Raw genomic sequence first — 14,641 nt, 5'->3', positions numbered from 1 at the left:
CGGGCGGCGCCGCTTACACTGCGCGCCAAATCTCTTTGAGCCTCGCCAGTGCCGATTCGATAGCCGTCTCCGGCACTGCGGCGAACCCCAGGACCAGCCCCGCTCGCTGGTCCTCGGGGAGCGTTGTGTCCGGCAGCCAATAACTGCTCAAACCATTGATCTCCACCCCGACGCTGGCGGCTTGTTCGATCAATTCGCGCTCACGGGCCACGCTGTCGACACGTACCGTCAGGTGCAAACCGGCCGCCACACTGGGCAGCTTGCCGACGCCCGGGATATCCCCAGGCCAGCCATTGAGCAAGACGTTACGCCGACTCAACGCAGCACGGCGCATACGCCGGATGTGTCGCTGGAAGTGCCCGGCCGCCATGAACTCAGCCATTACCGCTTGCGTGCTGACCTCCGAGTGCCGCACGTCCACCGCACGACGCTGGGAGAACGCCTCAACCAATCCGGGCGGCAACACCAGATAACCCAGTCTTAATGCCGGGAATGCGACCTTGCCGAAGGTGCCGACATACAGCACCCGTCCCTGCCGATCGAGTGCAGCCAATGGTGCCAGCGGCGCGCCGCTGTAACGGTATTCGCCATCGTAGTCGTCCTCGACGATCCAGCCTTGGGTGCGTTCGGCCCAAGCCAACAATTCAAGACGTCGCGCCAGACTCATGACCACCCCTGTCGGGTACTGATGCGACGGCGTGACATAAGCCAATCGACAATCGCTGTGCCCCGCCAATTCGGTGCAATCAATGCCCTCGCTGTCCACCGCTATCCCGTGCAATCGCGCGCCGGCGACAGCGAACGCATGCCCTGCCGCTCGATACCCCGGATTTTCAATGCCCACCCCATCGCCAGGCTCCACCAGCAACTGTGCACAAAGGCTAATCCCCTGTTGCGCGCCACTGGTGATCACTATTTGCTCAGCCGAGCACTGCATGCCCCTCGAACTGCGCAAGTACGCAGCAATCAGCCCTCGCAATCGTGCATCACCCGCAGGGTCGCCGTAACACAGTTGCTGTAAATCCGGCTTACGCCAGAAAGCCGCGTTCAGCTTGGCCCAGACTTCGAAAGGAAATAGATCAAAAGCGGGAACGCCGACACGAAATGCCCGAGGCGGACCACTGGGAGGCAAGGACAAATGGTTCTTTTCAACCCGGCCCAAAGCACCGCTGTGGATAACTTTACTGGTTGAAACCACAGGTAAATCCAGCCAATTTGTGGATAAGGCTGTGGGTAACCCTGTTGAAAACCCTGTGGATACTTTTGTGGATAATTTTTTCACCGACACCGCGGCTTGAGGCAATTGCGCGACATAAGTCCCGTCGCCAACACGCCCCTCGATGAAGCCTTCGGCGTAGAGCTGATCGTAGGCACGGACCACGCTATTGCGGGAAATCGATAACGCCGTCGCCAGATCGCGACTGGCCGGCAGTCGTGTGCCGCTGGCCAATCGTCCGTCGAGCACTCGCACCCGCAGCGCTTGATAGAGCTGACGACTCAGGCCCTGACGGCGGTCGAGTTCGATACCCGCCGGATTGAACGACGAGGGAAGCGGTGTATTCGACATGGTAATGGACCTATGAGATTGGTCATTAATGGCTCTTACAACAGACCAATAGCCTGCCTAGGATGCAGGCATTCGCCAAGGAATATTTCCATGTACACGACCAGCAACTTCGCCATCGATGAATTGAACGAACTGCATCAGCAGATACGCGACACGCGTCTTGCCGTTTTGGTCACCCACGGTGAACAGGGCCTGCAAGCCAGTCATCTGCCGCTGCTACTGAATGTTGACCAAGGCCCGAATGGCACCCTCTACGGCCACCTCGCCCGGGCCAATCCACAATGGCGAGAATTGCTGAACGGTGCCGAGGCGCTGATGATTTTTGCGGGTGCCGATGCCTACGTCAGCCCGGGGTTTTACCCGAGCAAAGCCGAGCACGGCAAAGTCGTGCCGACCTGGAACTACGTCGCCGTGCACGCCTATGGCATGGCCGAGGTGTTCACCGACGCCGATCGCCTGCGCACTCTGGTCAGCGCTCTGACTGATCGTCATGAGTCGGGGCGCTCCAACCCATGGAAAGTCGATGACGCTCCCACCGACTACATTGATGGCATGCTCAAGGCCATCGTCGGTTTTGCCTTGCCGATCCAGCGTCTGGAGGGCAAACGCAAGCTCAGCCAGAACCGCAATGCCGCAGACATCGCCGGTGTGCGCGAGGGGCTGGCCGCCAGCCCGGATGTGCACGACCAGGCCCTCGCCAAATTGATGCGTTAAAGGAACCCACATGAGTCAGATCGACATCCGCCAGGTCACCGCCGACGATCACGCTGCCTGGCTGCCGCTGTGGCAAGCCTACTTGCGCTTCTACAACACCGAATTGCCCGACGCAGTCACCCAGAGCACCTGGCAGCGCCTGCTCGATCCGAGCGAACCGACCCATGGGGCGCTAGCCTGGGCCGATGGTAAAGCGGTGGGCATGGTGCATTTCATCTACCACCGCTCGAACTGGAGCATCGAAAACTCCTGTTACCTGCAAGACTTGCTGGTGACGCCAGAAACCCGCGGCACCGGTGTCGGGCGGCAACTGATTGAATTCGTCTACACCACGGCCAAGGCCGATGGGTGCTGCAAGGTCCATTGGCTGACCCACGAAACCAACGCCACCGCGATCCAGCTCTATGAGCGCATCGCCGAGCGCCCCGGTTTCATCCAGTTTCGCAAAGCCCTTTAAGGTTCAAGGAGAGCAGCATGTCGACTTCACTCGCGGACTGGAAAGGTGTTCCGCCGCCCTCGGTTCAACTGATCGAAGGGCGTTTCATCCGCCTGGAAAAACTTGACCCGGCCCGTCACGCCGACGGCTTGTGGAAAGCCCTCGAAGGCCCGGGCTCGGATCCGAAACTCTGGGACTATTTGCCTTATGGTCCTTTCCCGGAGCGCAGTGCGTTCAACGATTGGCTGAATAACCATGCGGCCAACAGCGACCCGTATTTCTTCACGGTGATCGACCGCGCCAGTGGCGACGTGCAGGGTATCCTCAGCCTGATGTCGATTGTGCCTTCTCAGGGCCGCATCGAGATCGGCCATGTGACCTTCGGCGCCCCGATGCAGCGTTCGCCGAAAAGTACCGAGGCGGTTTACCTGCTGGCCAGGGAATCCTTTGCGTTGGGTTATCGGCGTCTGGAGTGGAAGTGCAACAACGGCAATGCCCGCTCCAAGTACGCGGCCGAGCGGTTGGGGTTCAGTTTTGAAGGGGTTTTCCGCCAGCACATGGTGGTCAAAGGGCAGAACCGTGACACGGCGTGGTATTCGATTTTGGATTCGGAATGGCCGGCAATCGGCGCGGGGTTCGAGCGGTGGTTGTCCGATGAGAACCAGACGGAATCGGGGCAGGTGAAAACTCTGGTTGAGTGCCGCGGGTAATCTTCGGCGACAGGGAGGACGCCTTCGCGGGCAAGCCTCGCTCCTACAAGGGTTTTGCGTCGATCACCATATTATGGTCAACCGAAAACCTGTAGGAGCGAGGCTTGCCCGCGAATGGCATCACGCTAACTTCTGGGCCAACACCGCAATATGCTCCGGCCCGATCCCGCAGCAGCCGCCCAAATGGCTGGCCCCGCGTTTCTGCCAATCGGCCGCCCATTGCAGATAACCCGGAGGGTCGAGATCGTCGCGCAACGGGTCCAGCCCATCATTGGCCGTAGCCTCTTTCGGCTGCGGCGGGAAGGCATTGGCGTACGCGCCGATGTGGATCTTCACCCCCAAGCGCTCGAAGGTTTCCCGCGCCGCATCGATCGCAGCGCCGATCACTTCTGGCTGGCTGCAGTTGAACAGCAAGGTCTCGACGCCCAACTCAGCCGCCATCGCGGCAGCCTCAGCCACGGGTTCACCGGAACGCAGACGAGGCACTTCGTCAGTGTCTTCATCCTTCAAGGTAAACGACAGCCAGAACGGCTTGCCGTCCTTCGGCAGACCGGCGTGGATCGCCCGTGCCTCGACGATCGAGCTCTGGGTTTCCGCCAGCCACAGATCGACATGAGGCGCCAGACCATTGACCAGAGGCGTCAGCAGGTCAGTCACCCGCGCAGCGTCGAACAGGTCCGGACGGTAGGAGCCAAACAACGGCGGCAATGAACCGGCCACGCGCACCGGTTTGCCCGACGCATCGACCGCACGCCGGGCCAGTTCACCGGCCAACGCCGCGAGCGCCTGACCCTCAGCGGCAAAACGCTCTTCGCCAATATGGAACGGCACCACCGCGTAACTGTTGCTGGTGATCACGTTGGCACCGCTTTCGATATAAGCCGCGTGCACCGCCTCCACCGCTTGCGGCGCTTCGCTCAAAGCCAGCGCGGACCATTCAGGCTGCCTGAACGGCGCCCCTCGGCGTTGCAGCTCACGACCCATGCCGCCATCCAGAATTACCGTGCTGCCTGCGCCCATATGCTTTTCACTCATAAGCTTATGAAAATAACTCACTATCAGAGTCGTTCTTATAACTATTTAATACGCACCACCCGGTTAATAACAACCTCTTTTTTTCAGGGATCAACTGTGAAATTTCAACCACTGCTGGCCCTGGGCCTGACGATTCTGGCTGCCTCCACTCAAGCTTTTGCGGGCGCCACTCTGGATCGCATCGAGAAAAAGAAAGAACTGGTGGGCGTGTTGATGGAAAGCTATCCACCCTTCTCGTTTCTCAACGATCAAAACCAGCTCGACGGTTTCGACGTTGACGTGGCAAAAGCCGTGGCAGACAAACTGGGCGTCAAGCTGCGCCTCGAAACGCCGTCCTGGGATGTGATCGCCGCCGGTCGCTGGAGCGGGCGTTACGACATCTGCATCTGCTCCATGACCCCGAGCAAAGCCCGCGCTGAAGTCTTCGACTTCCCGGTCGAGTACTACGCCTCCCCGGCGGTGATTGTGGTCAATGCCAAAGACGACAGCATTCACAGCGCCAAGGACCTGAGCGGCAAGAAAGTCGGCCTCACCAGCGCCTCCAGCTATGAAAGCTACCTGAACAAAAACCTGGTGATCGAAGGCGCCGAAGACACCCAGTTGCAGTACCCGTTCGAGAATGTGCAGATCGCCCCGTACGACACCGACAACGTCGCGTTCCAGGATTTGGGCCTGGGCGATGGCGTTCGTCTGGACGCGATTCTCACCAACCTGGTGACCGCGCAACCGCGCCTGAACGAAGACAAACGCTTCAAGCTCGCCGGTGATCCGCTGTACTCGGAGCCGAACTCGGTGGCCATCGAAAAAGGCGACGCCCAGTGGGACGCCAAAGTACGTGATGTGTTTGCCCAGCTGAAACAGGACGGCACCTTGAGCAAGCTGTCGCAAAAATGGATCGGCGCCGACATCAGCAAATGACCTCTTTCCCCAAACCACCTCAGCCGCCGCAACCAGTGGCTGAGTCATTGCTGCAACGGGTCTTCGGCTTCCGTACTCGGCTGTACCTGACCTGGGCGGCGATGTTCAGCTTGTTCGCCAGTTTCTTCCTGAGCTTCGACCTGAAGTTCTCGATCATCCTCGACAAACTGCCGAACCTGATCGGCCTGCACCTGGCGCCCAACGGCTTTCTGCAAGGCGCGGCGCTGACGCTGTTTTTGTGCCTGTGCTCGATCGTGGCGTCATCGCTGCTGGGCTTCATCACCGCCTTGGCGCGGCTGTCGAAAAGCGCGGTGGCGTTCGGCATCGCGAGCTTCTACGCCTCATTTTTTCGCGGCACACCGCTGCTGATCCAGATCCTGCTGATCTACCTCGGCTTGCCACAACTCGGCATCGTACCCGGCGCCATTGCCGCCGGCATCATCGCCCTGTCGCTGAACTACGGCGCTTACCTGAGCGAAATCTTCCGCGCCGGCATCCTCGGCGTCCCCCACGGCCAACGCGAAGCGTCATTGGCCCTGGGCATGCGCGAAACCGTAATCTTCTGGCGCGTCACCCTGCCCCAGGCCATGCGCACCATCATTCCGCCCACCACCAACCAATTTATCTCGATGCTTAAAGACTCGTCGCTGATCTCGGTGATGGGGGTTTGGGAGGTTATGTTTTTGGCGCAGTCGTATGGGCGCTCGAGCTATCGCTACATCGAAATGCTCACGACGGCGGCGATTATTTATTGGTTGATGTCGATTGGATTGGAGCTGATTCAGGCGCGGATGGAGCGGCATTATGGGAAGGCCTATTTGAGCCGTAGTTAGCAAAAAGATCGCAACCGTCGGATGTACGCAAATCCCCCGTAGGAGTTGCCGAAGGCTCGGGCCGCGTTCGGACGATCTTTTGATCTTCAAAGCGCAGCTTTGATAAACACCGCAGCGGGTTGATCGGGCACCGGTAGATGAGCTTTTGATATCTCGCCAACGGACACGTCCTAGAGCGCTGTAGGGAAAGACGCCTGATGGACGAGTGAATTCGTACAGGGTCGAATTCCGTTGTTGATTCGGCTACAAGCGAAGTCTCCGGGTCTTGCGCAACGCCCGGAAACGCCCGGCATCCGGGCATTGGCATCGATTTTAAAGTTTGGTCTCTTTTCACGAGAGGCTGAACCCGATGCCCATCCGACACACTTTTCGACCCCATTACATGGCGCTGGCGATAGCCCTCGCCCTCGGCCACGCAGGCTCCGCGCTTGCCCAACAGCCAGCCGGCATTCCGTCACCCGCCGACCAAATGGCACGGATCGAGGCATTCATCAAGCATCCAGATACCTTCGCAACCAAAGTCACCAAGACAGAATCCGGACCTGAAGGCATCGCATTAAAACTGGGTGACACCAATGATCTTGTTACGGTCAGTGGACGCGGCCGCTTCAACGGCTTGGTTGACGGTGGCGGTGGTGAAAACGTACTGCAACTCGATGTCGCGAACGGCGGCGAATTCGGGGAAAGCCGGAACTTTCACTCCCTGCACATCAAGCGAGGCCAGTGGACACTGACGGGGACTGATGATTTCCGGGATGGTGCCGTGGTGATGGGCAATGCAGCGTTGACCAATCGCGGGCGTATCGTCGGCCCAGTGTCAGTTGATAAGCGAGCAACCTTTCGTGGCAATGGTCACGTCGGCCACCTGCTGGTAGCAGGTCGCCTTGAGGTCAATGCGCTGCACGGAGCGCCACAAGTGACTGGCAATCTTGAGCTGCACAACAGTGCCGAACTGGCTTATGAAGTTAATGCCGATGGACGCAGTGAAACGATTAAAGTCATCGGCACGGCCAGTCTCGGCGATGCCACCCTGAAAATCGTCGCGGTACCGGGCGAATACCCGATTACCAGCGAATACCGTGTCATCGAAGCCGGCAAGGTCGAGGGCCGGTTCGATAAGGTGCTCAATGACTTGGCCTTCATGACCCCTACCCCGCATTACGAAGAAGAATATGTCAGCCTGACCTACGCCCGTAACGATGTGGCTCTTGAGAGCATCGCAATCACCGAAAACGGTCGGGAACTCGCTCATAGCATTGTCGAGCCAGAACGCATTTCACAAACACCGGCACCCTCTAAAGCAGCAGACGCCACGGTCTCCGCCCCGACACCATCTCCTGCCACCATCCCCTCCACCCCATTGAACGCCGCCGTCACCGCCCTGCTCGGCTCAAGCAAAGCCACCGCCACTTACGCCATCGAACAACTGGCCGGCGGCAGCAATGCCAATCTGGCCAATGCCACCCTGAGCAGCGTCAACCCGGTGAGCAACAGCATGCTGTCGGCTATGCGCCAATTGGATAACGCCGACCTTATCGGACAAAACAGAACACCACGACTGGCCACCGACAGCGAAGCCAATGGCAGAGTCTGGCTTCAGGCGCTGGGCAGCGGAGGCACTCTGGACCGCAGCCGGGGCAGCAGCACTCTGCAACACTCCACCAAAGGTCTGGTGCTGGGCGCGGATTGGGCACTCGATGAGCAATGGCGTGTGGGTGTCATAGGCGGACAATCGCAGACGCGTCTGGACGGAAGCCAACTGGACGGCGATCTGGACAGTTGGCACTTGGGCGCCTACGCCCTGCGGCAAAGTGGTCCGCTGGCATTGCGCTTGGGCGCGAGTCACAGCAACCACGATGGCAGCACCAAACGTCGGGTGGCCTTTAATGGTTTCAGCGACCGCCCGAAAGGCCGCTACGACGCCAACACTCAACAAGCCTTTGCAGAGCTCGGTTACAACCTAGGCAGCGGAACTATCAGTGCCGAGCCTTTTGCCAGTTTCGGATACCAGCGTTATCAGCGCGACAGCTATACCGAGAAAGGTGGGGCGGCGGCACTGCAGGTCCATGGGCAAATGCAGAACAATTTCAGCAGCACCTTCGGCCTGCGCCTGGCACAGTTCAATACGCTGGATAACGGTATGCAACTGACGCCGCGATTCAGCGCTGGCTGGAAACACATCTACGGTGATGTCGACAGCAAGACTCAACAGCGACTGGCTACCGGCGGCAAGAATTACATCATCGAAGGCGCCGCTCTGGATCGCGACAACCTGATGCTTGATGCAGGGCTGGATCTGGCGGTTTCGACTCGGCAAACGTTGGGTGTCGGTTACAACGGCGAGATCGGCAATGATAGCCGCAGTCATGGCGTAATGGGGCAGTGGCGGATGGCATTCTGATAAAGCCACAGCTCCCTGCCACATTTTGATAGGCGGAATATCGGGCAAAAAAAAGGGGAGCACATGCCCCCCCGAGGTTTAAAACGGTCTATCGAGGCTGTTAACTCAGCCTTCGATCTCGATCAGGATCTCGCCCGGGTTCACCCGGTCGCCCTTGACCACGTGGATGGCGGTGACTTTGCCGGCGATGGCCGATTGGACTTCGGTTTCCATCTTCATCGCTTCGGTGATCAGCACGGCTTGGCCGGCTTTCACGGTGTCGCCTTCCTTGACTAGCACATCGACGATGTTGCCCGGCATGGTGGTGCTGACGTGGCCCGGTGCAGTGGCTTGCTTGCGCTTGCTGCTGCCGCCACTGACGAATTCGTTGAGCGGTTCGAACACCACTTCTTCCGGCATGCCGTCGATGGATAGATAGAAGTGGCGCTTGCCTTCCGACTTGACGCCGACACCGGTGATGTCGACGCGGTAGGTTTCGCCGTGAACGTCGATGACGAACTCGGTCGGCACGCCTTCGCCGCCGACCGCCGCCACGCCGCCCGCTTCCGGAATTGGCAACAGCACCTCTGGCGTGAGGGTGCCGGCTGCGCGTTCTTCGAGGAACTTGCGGCCGATGTCCGGGAACATGGCGTAGGTCAGCACGTCTTCTTCAGACTTGGCCACGGCGCCGATTTCGGCACGCAGCTTGGTCATTTCCGGCTTGAGCAGGTCAGCCGGACGGACGTCGATGACTTCTTCGCTGCCGATCGCCTGACGTCGCAGTTTTTCGTTCACGGTGCCCGGCGCTTTGCCGTAGCCGCCTTGCAGGTAGAGCTTCACTTCGTTGGTGATGGTCTTGTAGCGCTCGCCAGCCAGCACGTTGAAGAACGCCTGGGTGCCAACGATCTGCGAGGTCGGCGTCACCAGCGGCGGGAAGCCGAGGTCTTCGCGAACGCGCGGGATTTCCGCCAGCACTTCGCTCATGCGATTCAGGGCACCCTGCTCTTTCAACTGGTTGGCCAGGTTGGAAATCATCCCGCCCGGCACCTGGTTGACTTGAACGCGGGTGTCGACGGCGGTGAATTCGCTTTCAAACTGGTGGTACTTCTTGCGCACAGCGTAGAAGTACAAGCCGATCTCCTGCAGCAACTCCAGGTTCAGGCCAGTGTCGTATTCGCTGCCTTTAAGCGCAGCGACCATCGATTCGGTGCCTGGATGGCTGGTACCGGAAGCGAAGCTGGAAATCGCGGTGTCGATGTGATCAGCACCGTTTTCGATGGCCTTGAGTTGGCACATGGTGGCCATGCCAGCGGTGTCGTGCGAGTGAATGAACACGGGCAGCGATTGCTCGGATTTCAATGCCTTGACCAGTTCGCCAGTGGCGTACGGGGTCAGCAGGCCGGCCATGTCCTTGATCGCCACGGAATCACATCCCATGGCTTCCATTTGCCTGGCTTGCGCCACGAATGCGTCAATGGTGTGCACCGGGCTGGTGGTGTAAGCGATCGTGCCTTGAGCGTGTTTGCCGGCCGCTTTCACGGCTTCAATGGCGACTCGCAGGTTACGCACGTCGTTCATCGCGTCGAAGATGCGGAACACGTCGATGCCGTTGACCGCGGCCTTGGCAACGAAGGCTTTGACCACGTCGTCGCTGTAATGGCGATAGCCCAGCAGGTTCTGGCCACGCAGGAGCATTTGCAGACGCGTGTTAGGCAAGGCCGCGCGCAGTTGGCGCAGACGCTCCCACGGGTCTTCTTTCAGGAAGCGCACGCAAGCGTCGAAGGTCGCACCGCCCCAGCATTCCAACGACCAGTAGCCGACTTTGTCGAGCTTGTCGCAGATCGGCAGCATGTCTTCGGTGCGCATGCGGGTGGCGAGCAGCGATTGGTGGGCGTCGCGCAGGATTGTGTCGGTAACGTGGATACGCTTTGTAGGTAAAGAGTTAGTCATTGGAATATTCCTCACAGGCCTGCGTGGGCGGCGATGGCGGCGGCGATGGCCAGGGCCAGCTCTTCGGGTTTGCGCTTGATCGAGTAGTTGGTCAGTTCAGGATGGCTTTCAACGAAGCTGGTATTGAACTGGCCGCTACGGAATTCCGGGTTACGCAGGATTTCCTGGTAGTACGCGGCGGTGGTCTTGACCCCTTGCAGACGCATGTCGTCAAGGGCACGCAAGCCACGGTCCATCGCCTCTTCCCAGGTCAGCGCCCAGACCACCAGTTTCAGGCACATGGAATCGTAGAACGGCGGAATGGTGTAGCCGGTATAGATCGCTGTGTCGGTGCGCACGCCAGGACCGCCGGGCGCGTAGTAACGGGTGATCTTGCCGAAGCTCGGCAGGAAGTTGTTTTTCGGGTCTTCGGCGTTAATCCGGAACTGCAACGCGAAACCGCGGTGCTGGATGTCTTCCTGTTTCACCGAAAGCGGCAGGCCGGATGCGATGCGAATCTGCTCGCGAACGATGTCGATGCCGGTGATTTCTTCGGTGATGGTGTGCTCCACCTGCACCCGGGTATTCATCTCCATGAAGTACACCTCGCCCTCGGCGAGCAGGAACTCCACAGTGCCGGCGTTCTCGTAACCCACAGCCTTGGCCGCACGCACCGACAGGTCGCCGATGTAGGCGCGCTGTTCCGGGGTCAGTTGCGGGCTCGGAGCGATTTCGATCAGCTTCTGGTTACGACGCTGGATCGAGCAATCACGTTCGAACAGGTGCACCACGTTGCCAAAGCTGTCGCCGAGAATCTGTGCTTCGATGTGTTTCGGATTGACGATGCATTTTTCCAGGAACACTTCCGCCGAACCGAACGCCTTGGTGGCTTCGGAAATGACCCGCGGAAAGGCTTGTTCGAGTTCTTCGCGACTGTTGCAGCGACGAATGCCGCGGCCGCCGCCACCGGATGTAGCCTTGAGCATTACCGGGTAACCGATGCGCTCGCCTTCGGTCAGGGCTTCTTCGATGCCCGACACGTTGCCTTCGGTCCCCGGGGTGACCGGTACGCCAGCCTTGATCATGCTGCGGCGAGCTTCGGTCTTGTCGCCCATGCGGCGAATCACTTCAGCCGATGGACCAATGAATTTGATACCGCGTTCGGCGCAAATGTCTGCCAGCTCGGCATTTTCCGAAAGGAAGCCGTAGCCAGGGTGCAACGCATCGCAACCGGTTTCCACCGCCAGGTTCACCAGCTTGCGCGGGTTCAGATAGCCGGCCAGTGGCTCGGCACCGATGCTGTGGGCCTCATCCGCACGCTTCACATGCAAGGCATGGCGGTCGGCGTCGGAATAGATCGCGACCGAGCGAATGCCCATTTCGGCGCAGGCACGCACGATTCGTACGGCAATCTCACCACGGTTGGCGATCAGGATCTTTTTTATCACTTGGAGGTTCCCTTGAGCCGGTGGTACCCACGACCTGTCAAACCAGGTCGGCGCGTGACTAAATGTTTCCATTCAGTCGCAGCTCCACACTAGCCTTCGCAAGGGATTAACAAAAATGAATAATAATTGGGTTACACATAAGCAAAGACTTATAGTTGAAGCATCAGCCTCCGCCCAAGGTCTCTAGAAAATGCGTAAGTCATTGATGCGTATGACATTGCGTCAATTACAGATCTTCAATGAGGTGTGCGACTTAAGGTCCTACAGCCGCGCGGCCGACGAAATGTCTCTCACACAACCTGCCGTGAGCCTACAGATTCGTCAACTCGAAGAGCTGATCGGCCAACCCTTGTTCGATTATGTCGGCAAAAAACTCTACATGACCGAGGCAGCCGAAGCACTGCAGCGCGCCAGCCGGGATATTTTCGGGCGCCTGGAAAACCTCGATATGCAGCTGTCGGACATGCAAGGCTCATTGCAGGGCCAGCTGAAACTGGCGGTGGAATCCAGCGCCAAGTATTTCGTACCGCACCTGTTTGCCGCCTTCAAGCGCCAACATCCCGAAGTGAATCTGCACCTGACGGTGGTCAACCGTGGCCAGGTTATTCGGCGCCTGTCGGATAACCGTGATGACTTGGTGATCATGTCGATGGTCCCACAGGACATGGGGCTGGAATTCCTGCCGTTCCTCAACAATCCGATTGTCGCTGTAGCCCCGCCAAATCATCCGCTGTGCCACATGGGGCCGTTGCGCTTGCAGGATCTGGAGCCTTACACGCTGCTGTTGCGCGAACCCGGTTCCGGTACCCGATTGGCGTGCGAAGAGTACTTCAAAGAGAAGCGCGTGCACTTCACCCAGACCCAGGAGGTGGCCTCGGCGGAAGCTCAGCGTGAATGTGTATTGGCGGGTCTGGGCCTGGCGCTGTTGACGCGTCACGCCCTGAACCTTGAGTTGGCGACCGGCGCCCTGATTGAGCTGCCGGTCGAAGAGCTGCCGCTGTTCCGTAGCTGGTGCCTGGTGCAGGCCAAGGCCAAACGGCTATCGCCGGTGGCCCACGCATTCCTTGCATTTATCCGCAGCGAACGGGCGCAGATCAGCGCGCTGGTTGAGCGTTTCGACGGGAAGCTACCGGTGCTGCCTGCCAATAGTTGAGTTCGAGATCGTCAGGAAAATCGCCAATTTCGGCCAGTAGCTGGCGGCGTTCGCAGCGATCTTCGATGGCGCGACGAAATTCCATGCGGCGCTGATCTTCTTGCTGACGTCGGGTTTTGACGGCGCTGTTGCGTTCTTCGTAGGGCTGAGCCATTTCGAGTCTCCCAAGGCGAGTACGGGAGTTACACGATAGGTGCGAGGGATGACGGTTTGGCGGCGGGAGGGTTACAGAGGTGTGAACATTGGCAGATGACAGGGGTATTTTTGAGGACGCCTTCGCGAGCAAGCCCGCTCCCACAGGGATTGGTGGTGTTCACTCATTCTGTGCAACACAGCCGATCCTTGTGGGAGCGGGCTTGCCCGCGAAAAGGTCGGAACGACCTTCCGGCAGTGTCAGATCGGGCTCAATCGTCGAGGGCTTTTACTGACTTGGGCGACAACCGCAAGCTGCGAAGGCTGCGTTTGACGCTCTTGAGGTGATTGACCAGGCTCGGACCACGGGCCATGGCCACGCCCATCGCCAGCACATCGATCACTACCAGGTGCGCAATGCGCGATGTCAGCGGCGTATAGATTTCGGTGTCTTCATGCACATCGATCGCCAGGTTAACGGTCGACAATTCAGCCAAAGGCGTCTGGCTCGGGCACAAAGTGATCAACGAAGCACCGCTCTCACGCACTAGATTGGCCGTGATCAACAGGTCCTTGGAACGCCCGGACTGGGAAATACAGATCGCCACGTCGCTCGGCTTCAAGGTAACCGCCGACATCGCCTGCATGTGCGGATCGGAATACGCCGCCGCGGTCAGCAGTAAACGGAAGAACTTGTGCTGAGCATCCGCCGCCACTGCGCCTGAAGCACCGAATCCATAGAATTCGACACGCTGGGCCTGAGACATCAGCGATACCGCCCTCTGCAACTCCACCGGATCGAGTTTCTCGCGAACCTCCATCAGCGTATGCAAGGTAGTGTCGAAGATTTTCAGGCTGTAGTCGGCGACCGAATCGTCTTCATGGATCGCAAACTGCCCGAAGCTCGCGCCAGCCGCCAGGCTCTGCGCCAGCTTCAGCTTCAAATCCTGAAACCCGGAGCAACCGATGGCGCGACAAAACCGCACGATGGTCGGCTCGCTGATGCCCACGTTGTGGGCCAGGTCGGCCATGGAGCTGTGCATCACCGCCGCAGGGTCAAGCAGCACGTGGTCGGCGACCTTGAGCTCCGACTTGCGTAACAGGTGGCGTGACTGGGCGATGTGTTGCAGCAGATTCAAAGGGGCGGACTCTTTGTTATTGGCAGGTGCCGGGGATGTAGCACGCTTGTAGTTATACTACATGATTTGGCTTTTTGCCTGTTCAATGCGTAACTCAATGTCCCCATTTCATGCGACATGCGCTCCATGTAGCCCTCTCGGTCCGTGTAGCAGCTGGCGAAGCCTGCGTTCGGCTGCGAAGCAGTCGTAAAACCTGCGTAGCGGATTTTTCCTGTTGAACAGCATCTACCTTCACGACTGCTTCGCA

13 protein-coding genes are annotated in these 14,641 nt (G+C 59.0%); 7 read left to right on the top strand and 6 right to left on the bottom strand.

The genetic code is table 11. The features are described 5' to 3' along the window. Nucleotides 1-13: 13 nt before the first annotated feature. Entirely contained in the window at nt 14-1,567 is a 1,554-nt protein-coding gene (locus NHU87_RS04190) for a PLP-dependent aminotransferase family protein (protein ID WP_253545910.1), read from the bottom strand. 90 nt (nt 1,568-1,657) lie between these two features. On the opposite strand from NHU87_RS04190, the gene NHU87_RS04185 reads away from it, so the two are divergent. The 3 genes from NHU87_RS04185 to NHU87_RS04175 are packed head-to-tail and all read left to right on the top strand — an operon-like array spanning nt 1,658 to nt 3,427. Beyond that, on the top strand, nt 1,658-2,281 hold the full coding sequence (locus NHU87_RS04185; protein WP_253545908.1) for an FMN-binding negative transcriptional regulator: 624 nt from the start codon (nt 1,658-1,660) through the stop codon (nt 2,279-2,281). 10 nt (nt 2,282-2,291) lie between these two features. Then, nucleotides 2,292-2,738 carry a GNAT family N-acetyltransferase gene (locus tag NHU87_RS04180; RefSeq protein ID WP_253545906.1) on the top strand — a complete coding sequence of 149 codons (447 nt, stop codon included), beginning with the start codon at nt 2,292-2,294 and terminating at the stop codon, nt 2,736-2,738. Between the two features lie 17 nt (nt 2,739-2,755). After that, nucleotides 2,756-3,427, top strand: a complete 672-nt coding sequence (locus NHU87_RS04175; RefSeq protein WP_253545904.1) for a GNAT family N-acetyltransferase — start codon at nt 2,756-2,758, stop codon at nt 3,425-3,427. A gap of 120 nt (nt 3,428-3,547) precedes the next feature. Here the strand turns inward: NHU87_RS04175 and NHU87_RS04170 are convergent, their stop codons facing one another. Beyond that, entirely contained in the window at nt 3,548-4,447 is a 900-nt protein-coding gene (locus NHU87_RS04170) for a homocysteine S-methyltransferase family protein (protein WP_253545902.1), read from the bottom strand. Nucleotides 4,448-4,558: 111 nt separating this feature from the next. Here NHU87_RS04170 and NHU87_RS04165 point away from each other — a divergent pair, with 111 nt between their 5' ends. From NHU87_RS04165 to NHU87_RS04155, 3 genes are all read left to right on the top strand, one after another. Then, complete coding sequence (locus NHU87_RS04165; protein WP_253545900.1) at nt 4,559-5,380, top strand: ABC transporter substrate-binding protein; 822 nt, start codon at nt 4,559-4,561, stop codon at nt 5,378-5,380. Then, entirely contained in the window at nt 5,377-6,213 is an 837-nt protein-coding gene (locus NHU87_RS04160; RefSeq protein ID WP_253545898.1) for an amino acid ABC transporter permease, read from the top strand. Before NHU87_RS04165 ends, NHU87_RS04160 begins: the two co-directional genes overlap by 4 nt. Before the next feature lie 349 nt (nt 6,214-6,562). After that, nucleotides 6,563-8,614 (top strand): autotransporter outer membrane beta-barrel domain-containing protein, encoded by a 2,052-nt coding sequence (locus NHU87_RS04155; RefSeq protein WP_253545896.1) that lies wholly within the window; start codon nt 6,563-6,565, stop codon nt 8,612-8,614. Nucleotides 8,615-8,719: 105 nt separating this feature from the next. On the opposite strand, the gene oadA is transcribed toward NHU87_RS04155, so the two are convergent. Both oadA and NHU87_RS04145 read right to left on the bottom strand, forming a co-directional pair. After that, a complete protein-coding gene (gene oadA / locus NHU87_RS04150) occupies nt 8,720-10,543 on the bottom strand; it encodes a sodium-extruding oxaloacetate decarboxylase subunit alpha (protein WP_253545894.1) in 1,824 nt (607 codons plus the stop codon). Nucleotides 10,544-10,554: 11 nt separating this feature from the next. Beyond that, complete coding sequence (locus tag NHU87_RS04145; protein WP_253545892.1) at nt 10,555-11,970, bottom strand: acetyl-CoA carboxylase biotin carboxylase subunit; 1,416 nt, start codon at nt 11,968-11,970, stop codon at nt 10,555-10,557. 190 nt (nt 11,971-12,160) lie between these two features. Between NHU87_RS04145 and NHU87_RS04140 the strand changes: the two genes are divergently transcribed. After that, nucleotides 12,161-13,123: a LysR family transcriptional regulator gene (locus tag NHU87_RS04140; RefSeq protein WP_253545890.1), complete on the top strand. Its 963-nt coding sequence runs from the start codon at nt 12,161-12,163 to the stop codon at nt 13,121-13,123. On the opposite strand, the gene NHU87_RS04135 is transcribed toward NHU87_RS04140, so the two are convergent. Next, complete coding sequence (locus NHU87_RS04135; RefSeq protein WP_253545888.1) at nt 13,065-13,277, bottom strand: PA3496 family putative envelope integrity protein; 213 nt, start codon at nt 13,275-13,277, stop codon at nt 13,065-13,067. The two genes, NHU87_RS04140 and NHU87_RS04135, sit on opposite strands and share 59 nt — an antisense overlap. A 250-nt stretch (nt 13,278-13,527) precedes the next feature. Further along, nucleotides 13,528-14,394 carry a transcriptional regulator HexR gene (hexR, locus tag NHU87_RS04130; protein ID WP_038980535.1) on the bottom strand — a complete coding sequence of 289 codons (867 nt, stop codon included), beginning with the start codon at nt 14,392-14,394 and terminating at the stop codon, nt 13,528-13,530. Nucleotides 14,395-14,641 lie beyond the last annotated feature (247 nt).

The organism is Pseudomonas mandelii (assembly GCF_024138395.1).
GTDB classification, from domain to species: Bacteria; Pseudomonadota; Gammaproteobacteria; order Pseudomonadales; family Pseudomonadaceae; genus Aquipseudomonas; species Aquipseudomonas mandelii_E.
This window is presented reverse-complemented; position numbering and strand designations above follow the sequence as displayed.

Bases quoted from the DNA above. Each gene is read 5' to 3' on its own strand.
- NHU87_RS04190 (WP_253545910.1), bottom strand. From the start codon at position 1,567: ATGTCGAATACACCGCTTCCCTCGTCGTTCAATCCGGCGGGTATCGAA.
- NHU87_RS04185 (WP_253545908.1), top strand. From the start codon at position 1,658: ATGTACACGACCAGCAACTTCGCCATCGATGAATTGAACGAACTGCAT.
- NHU87_RS04180 (WP_253545906.1), top strand. From the start codon at position 2,292: ATGAGTCAGATCGACATCCGCCAGGTCACCGCCGACGATCACGCTGCC.
- NHU87_RS04175 (WP_253545904.1), top strand. From the start codon at position 2,756: ATGTCGACTTCACTCGCGGACTGGAAAGGTGTTCCGCCGCCCTCGGTT.
- NHU87_RS04170 (WP_253545902.1), bottom strand. From the start codon at position 4,447: ATGGGCGCAGGCAGCACGGTAATTCTGGATGGCGGCATGGGTCGTGAG.
- NHU87_RS04160 (WP_253545898.1), top strand. From the start codon at position 5,377: ATGACCTCTTTCCCCAAACCACCTCAGCCGCCGCAACCAGTGGCTGAG.
- NHU87_RS04155 (WP_253545896.1), top strand. From the start codon at position 6,563: ATGCCCATCCGACACACTTTTCGACCCCATTACATGGCGCTGGCGATA.
- oadA (WP_253545894.1), bottom strand. From the start codon at position 10,543: ATGACTAACTCTTTACCTACAAAGCGTATCCACGTTACCGACACAATC.
- NHU87_RS04140 (WP_253545890.1), top strand. From the start codon at position 12,161: ATGCGTAAGTCATTGATGCGTATGACATTGCGTCAATTACAGATCTTC.
- NHU87_RS04135 (WP_253545888.1), bottom strand. From the start codon at position 13,277: ATGGCTCAGCCCTACGAAGAACGCAACAGCGCCGTCAAAACCCGACGT.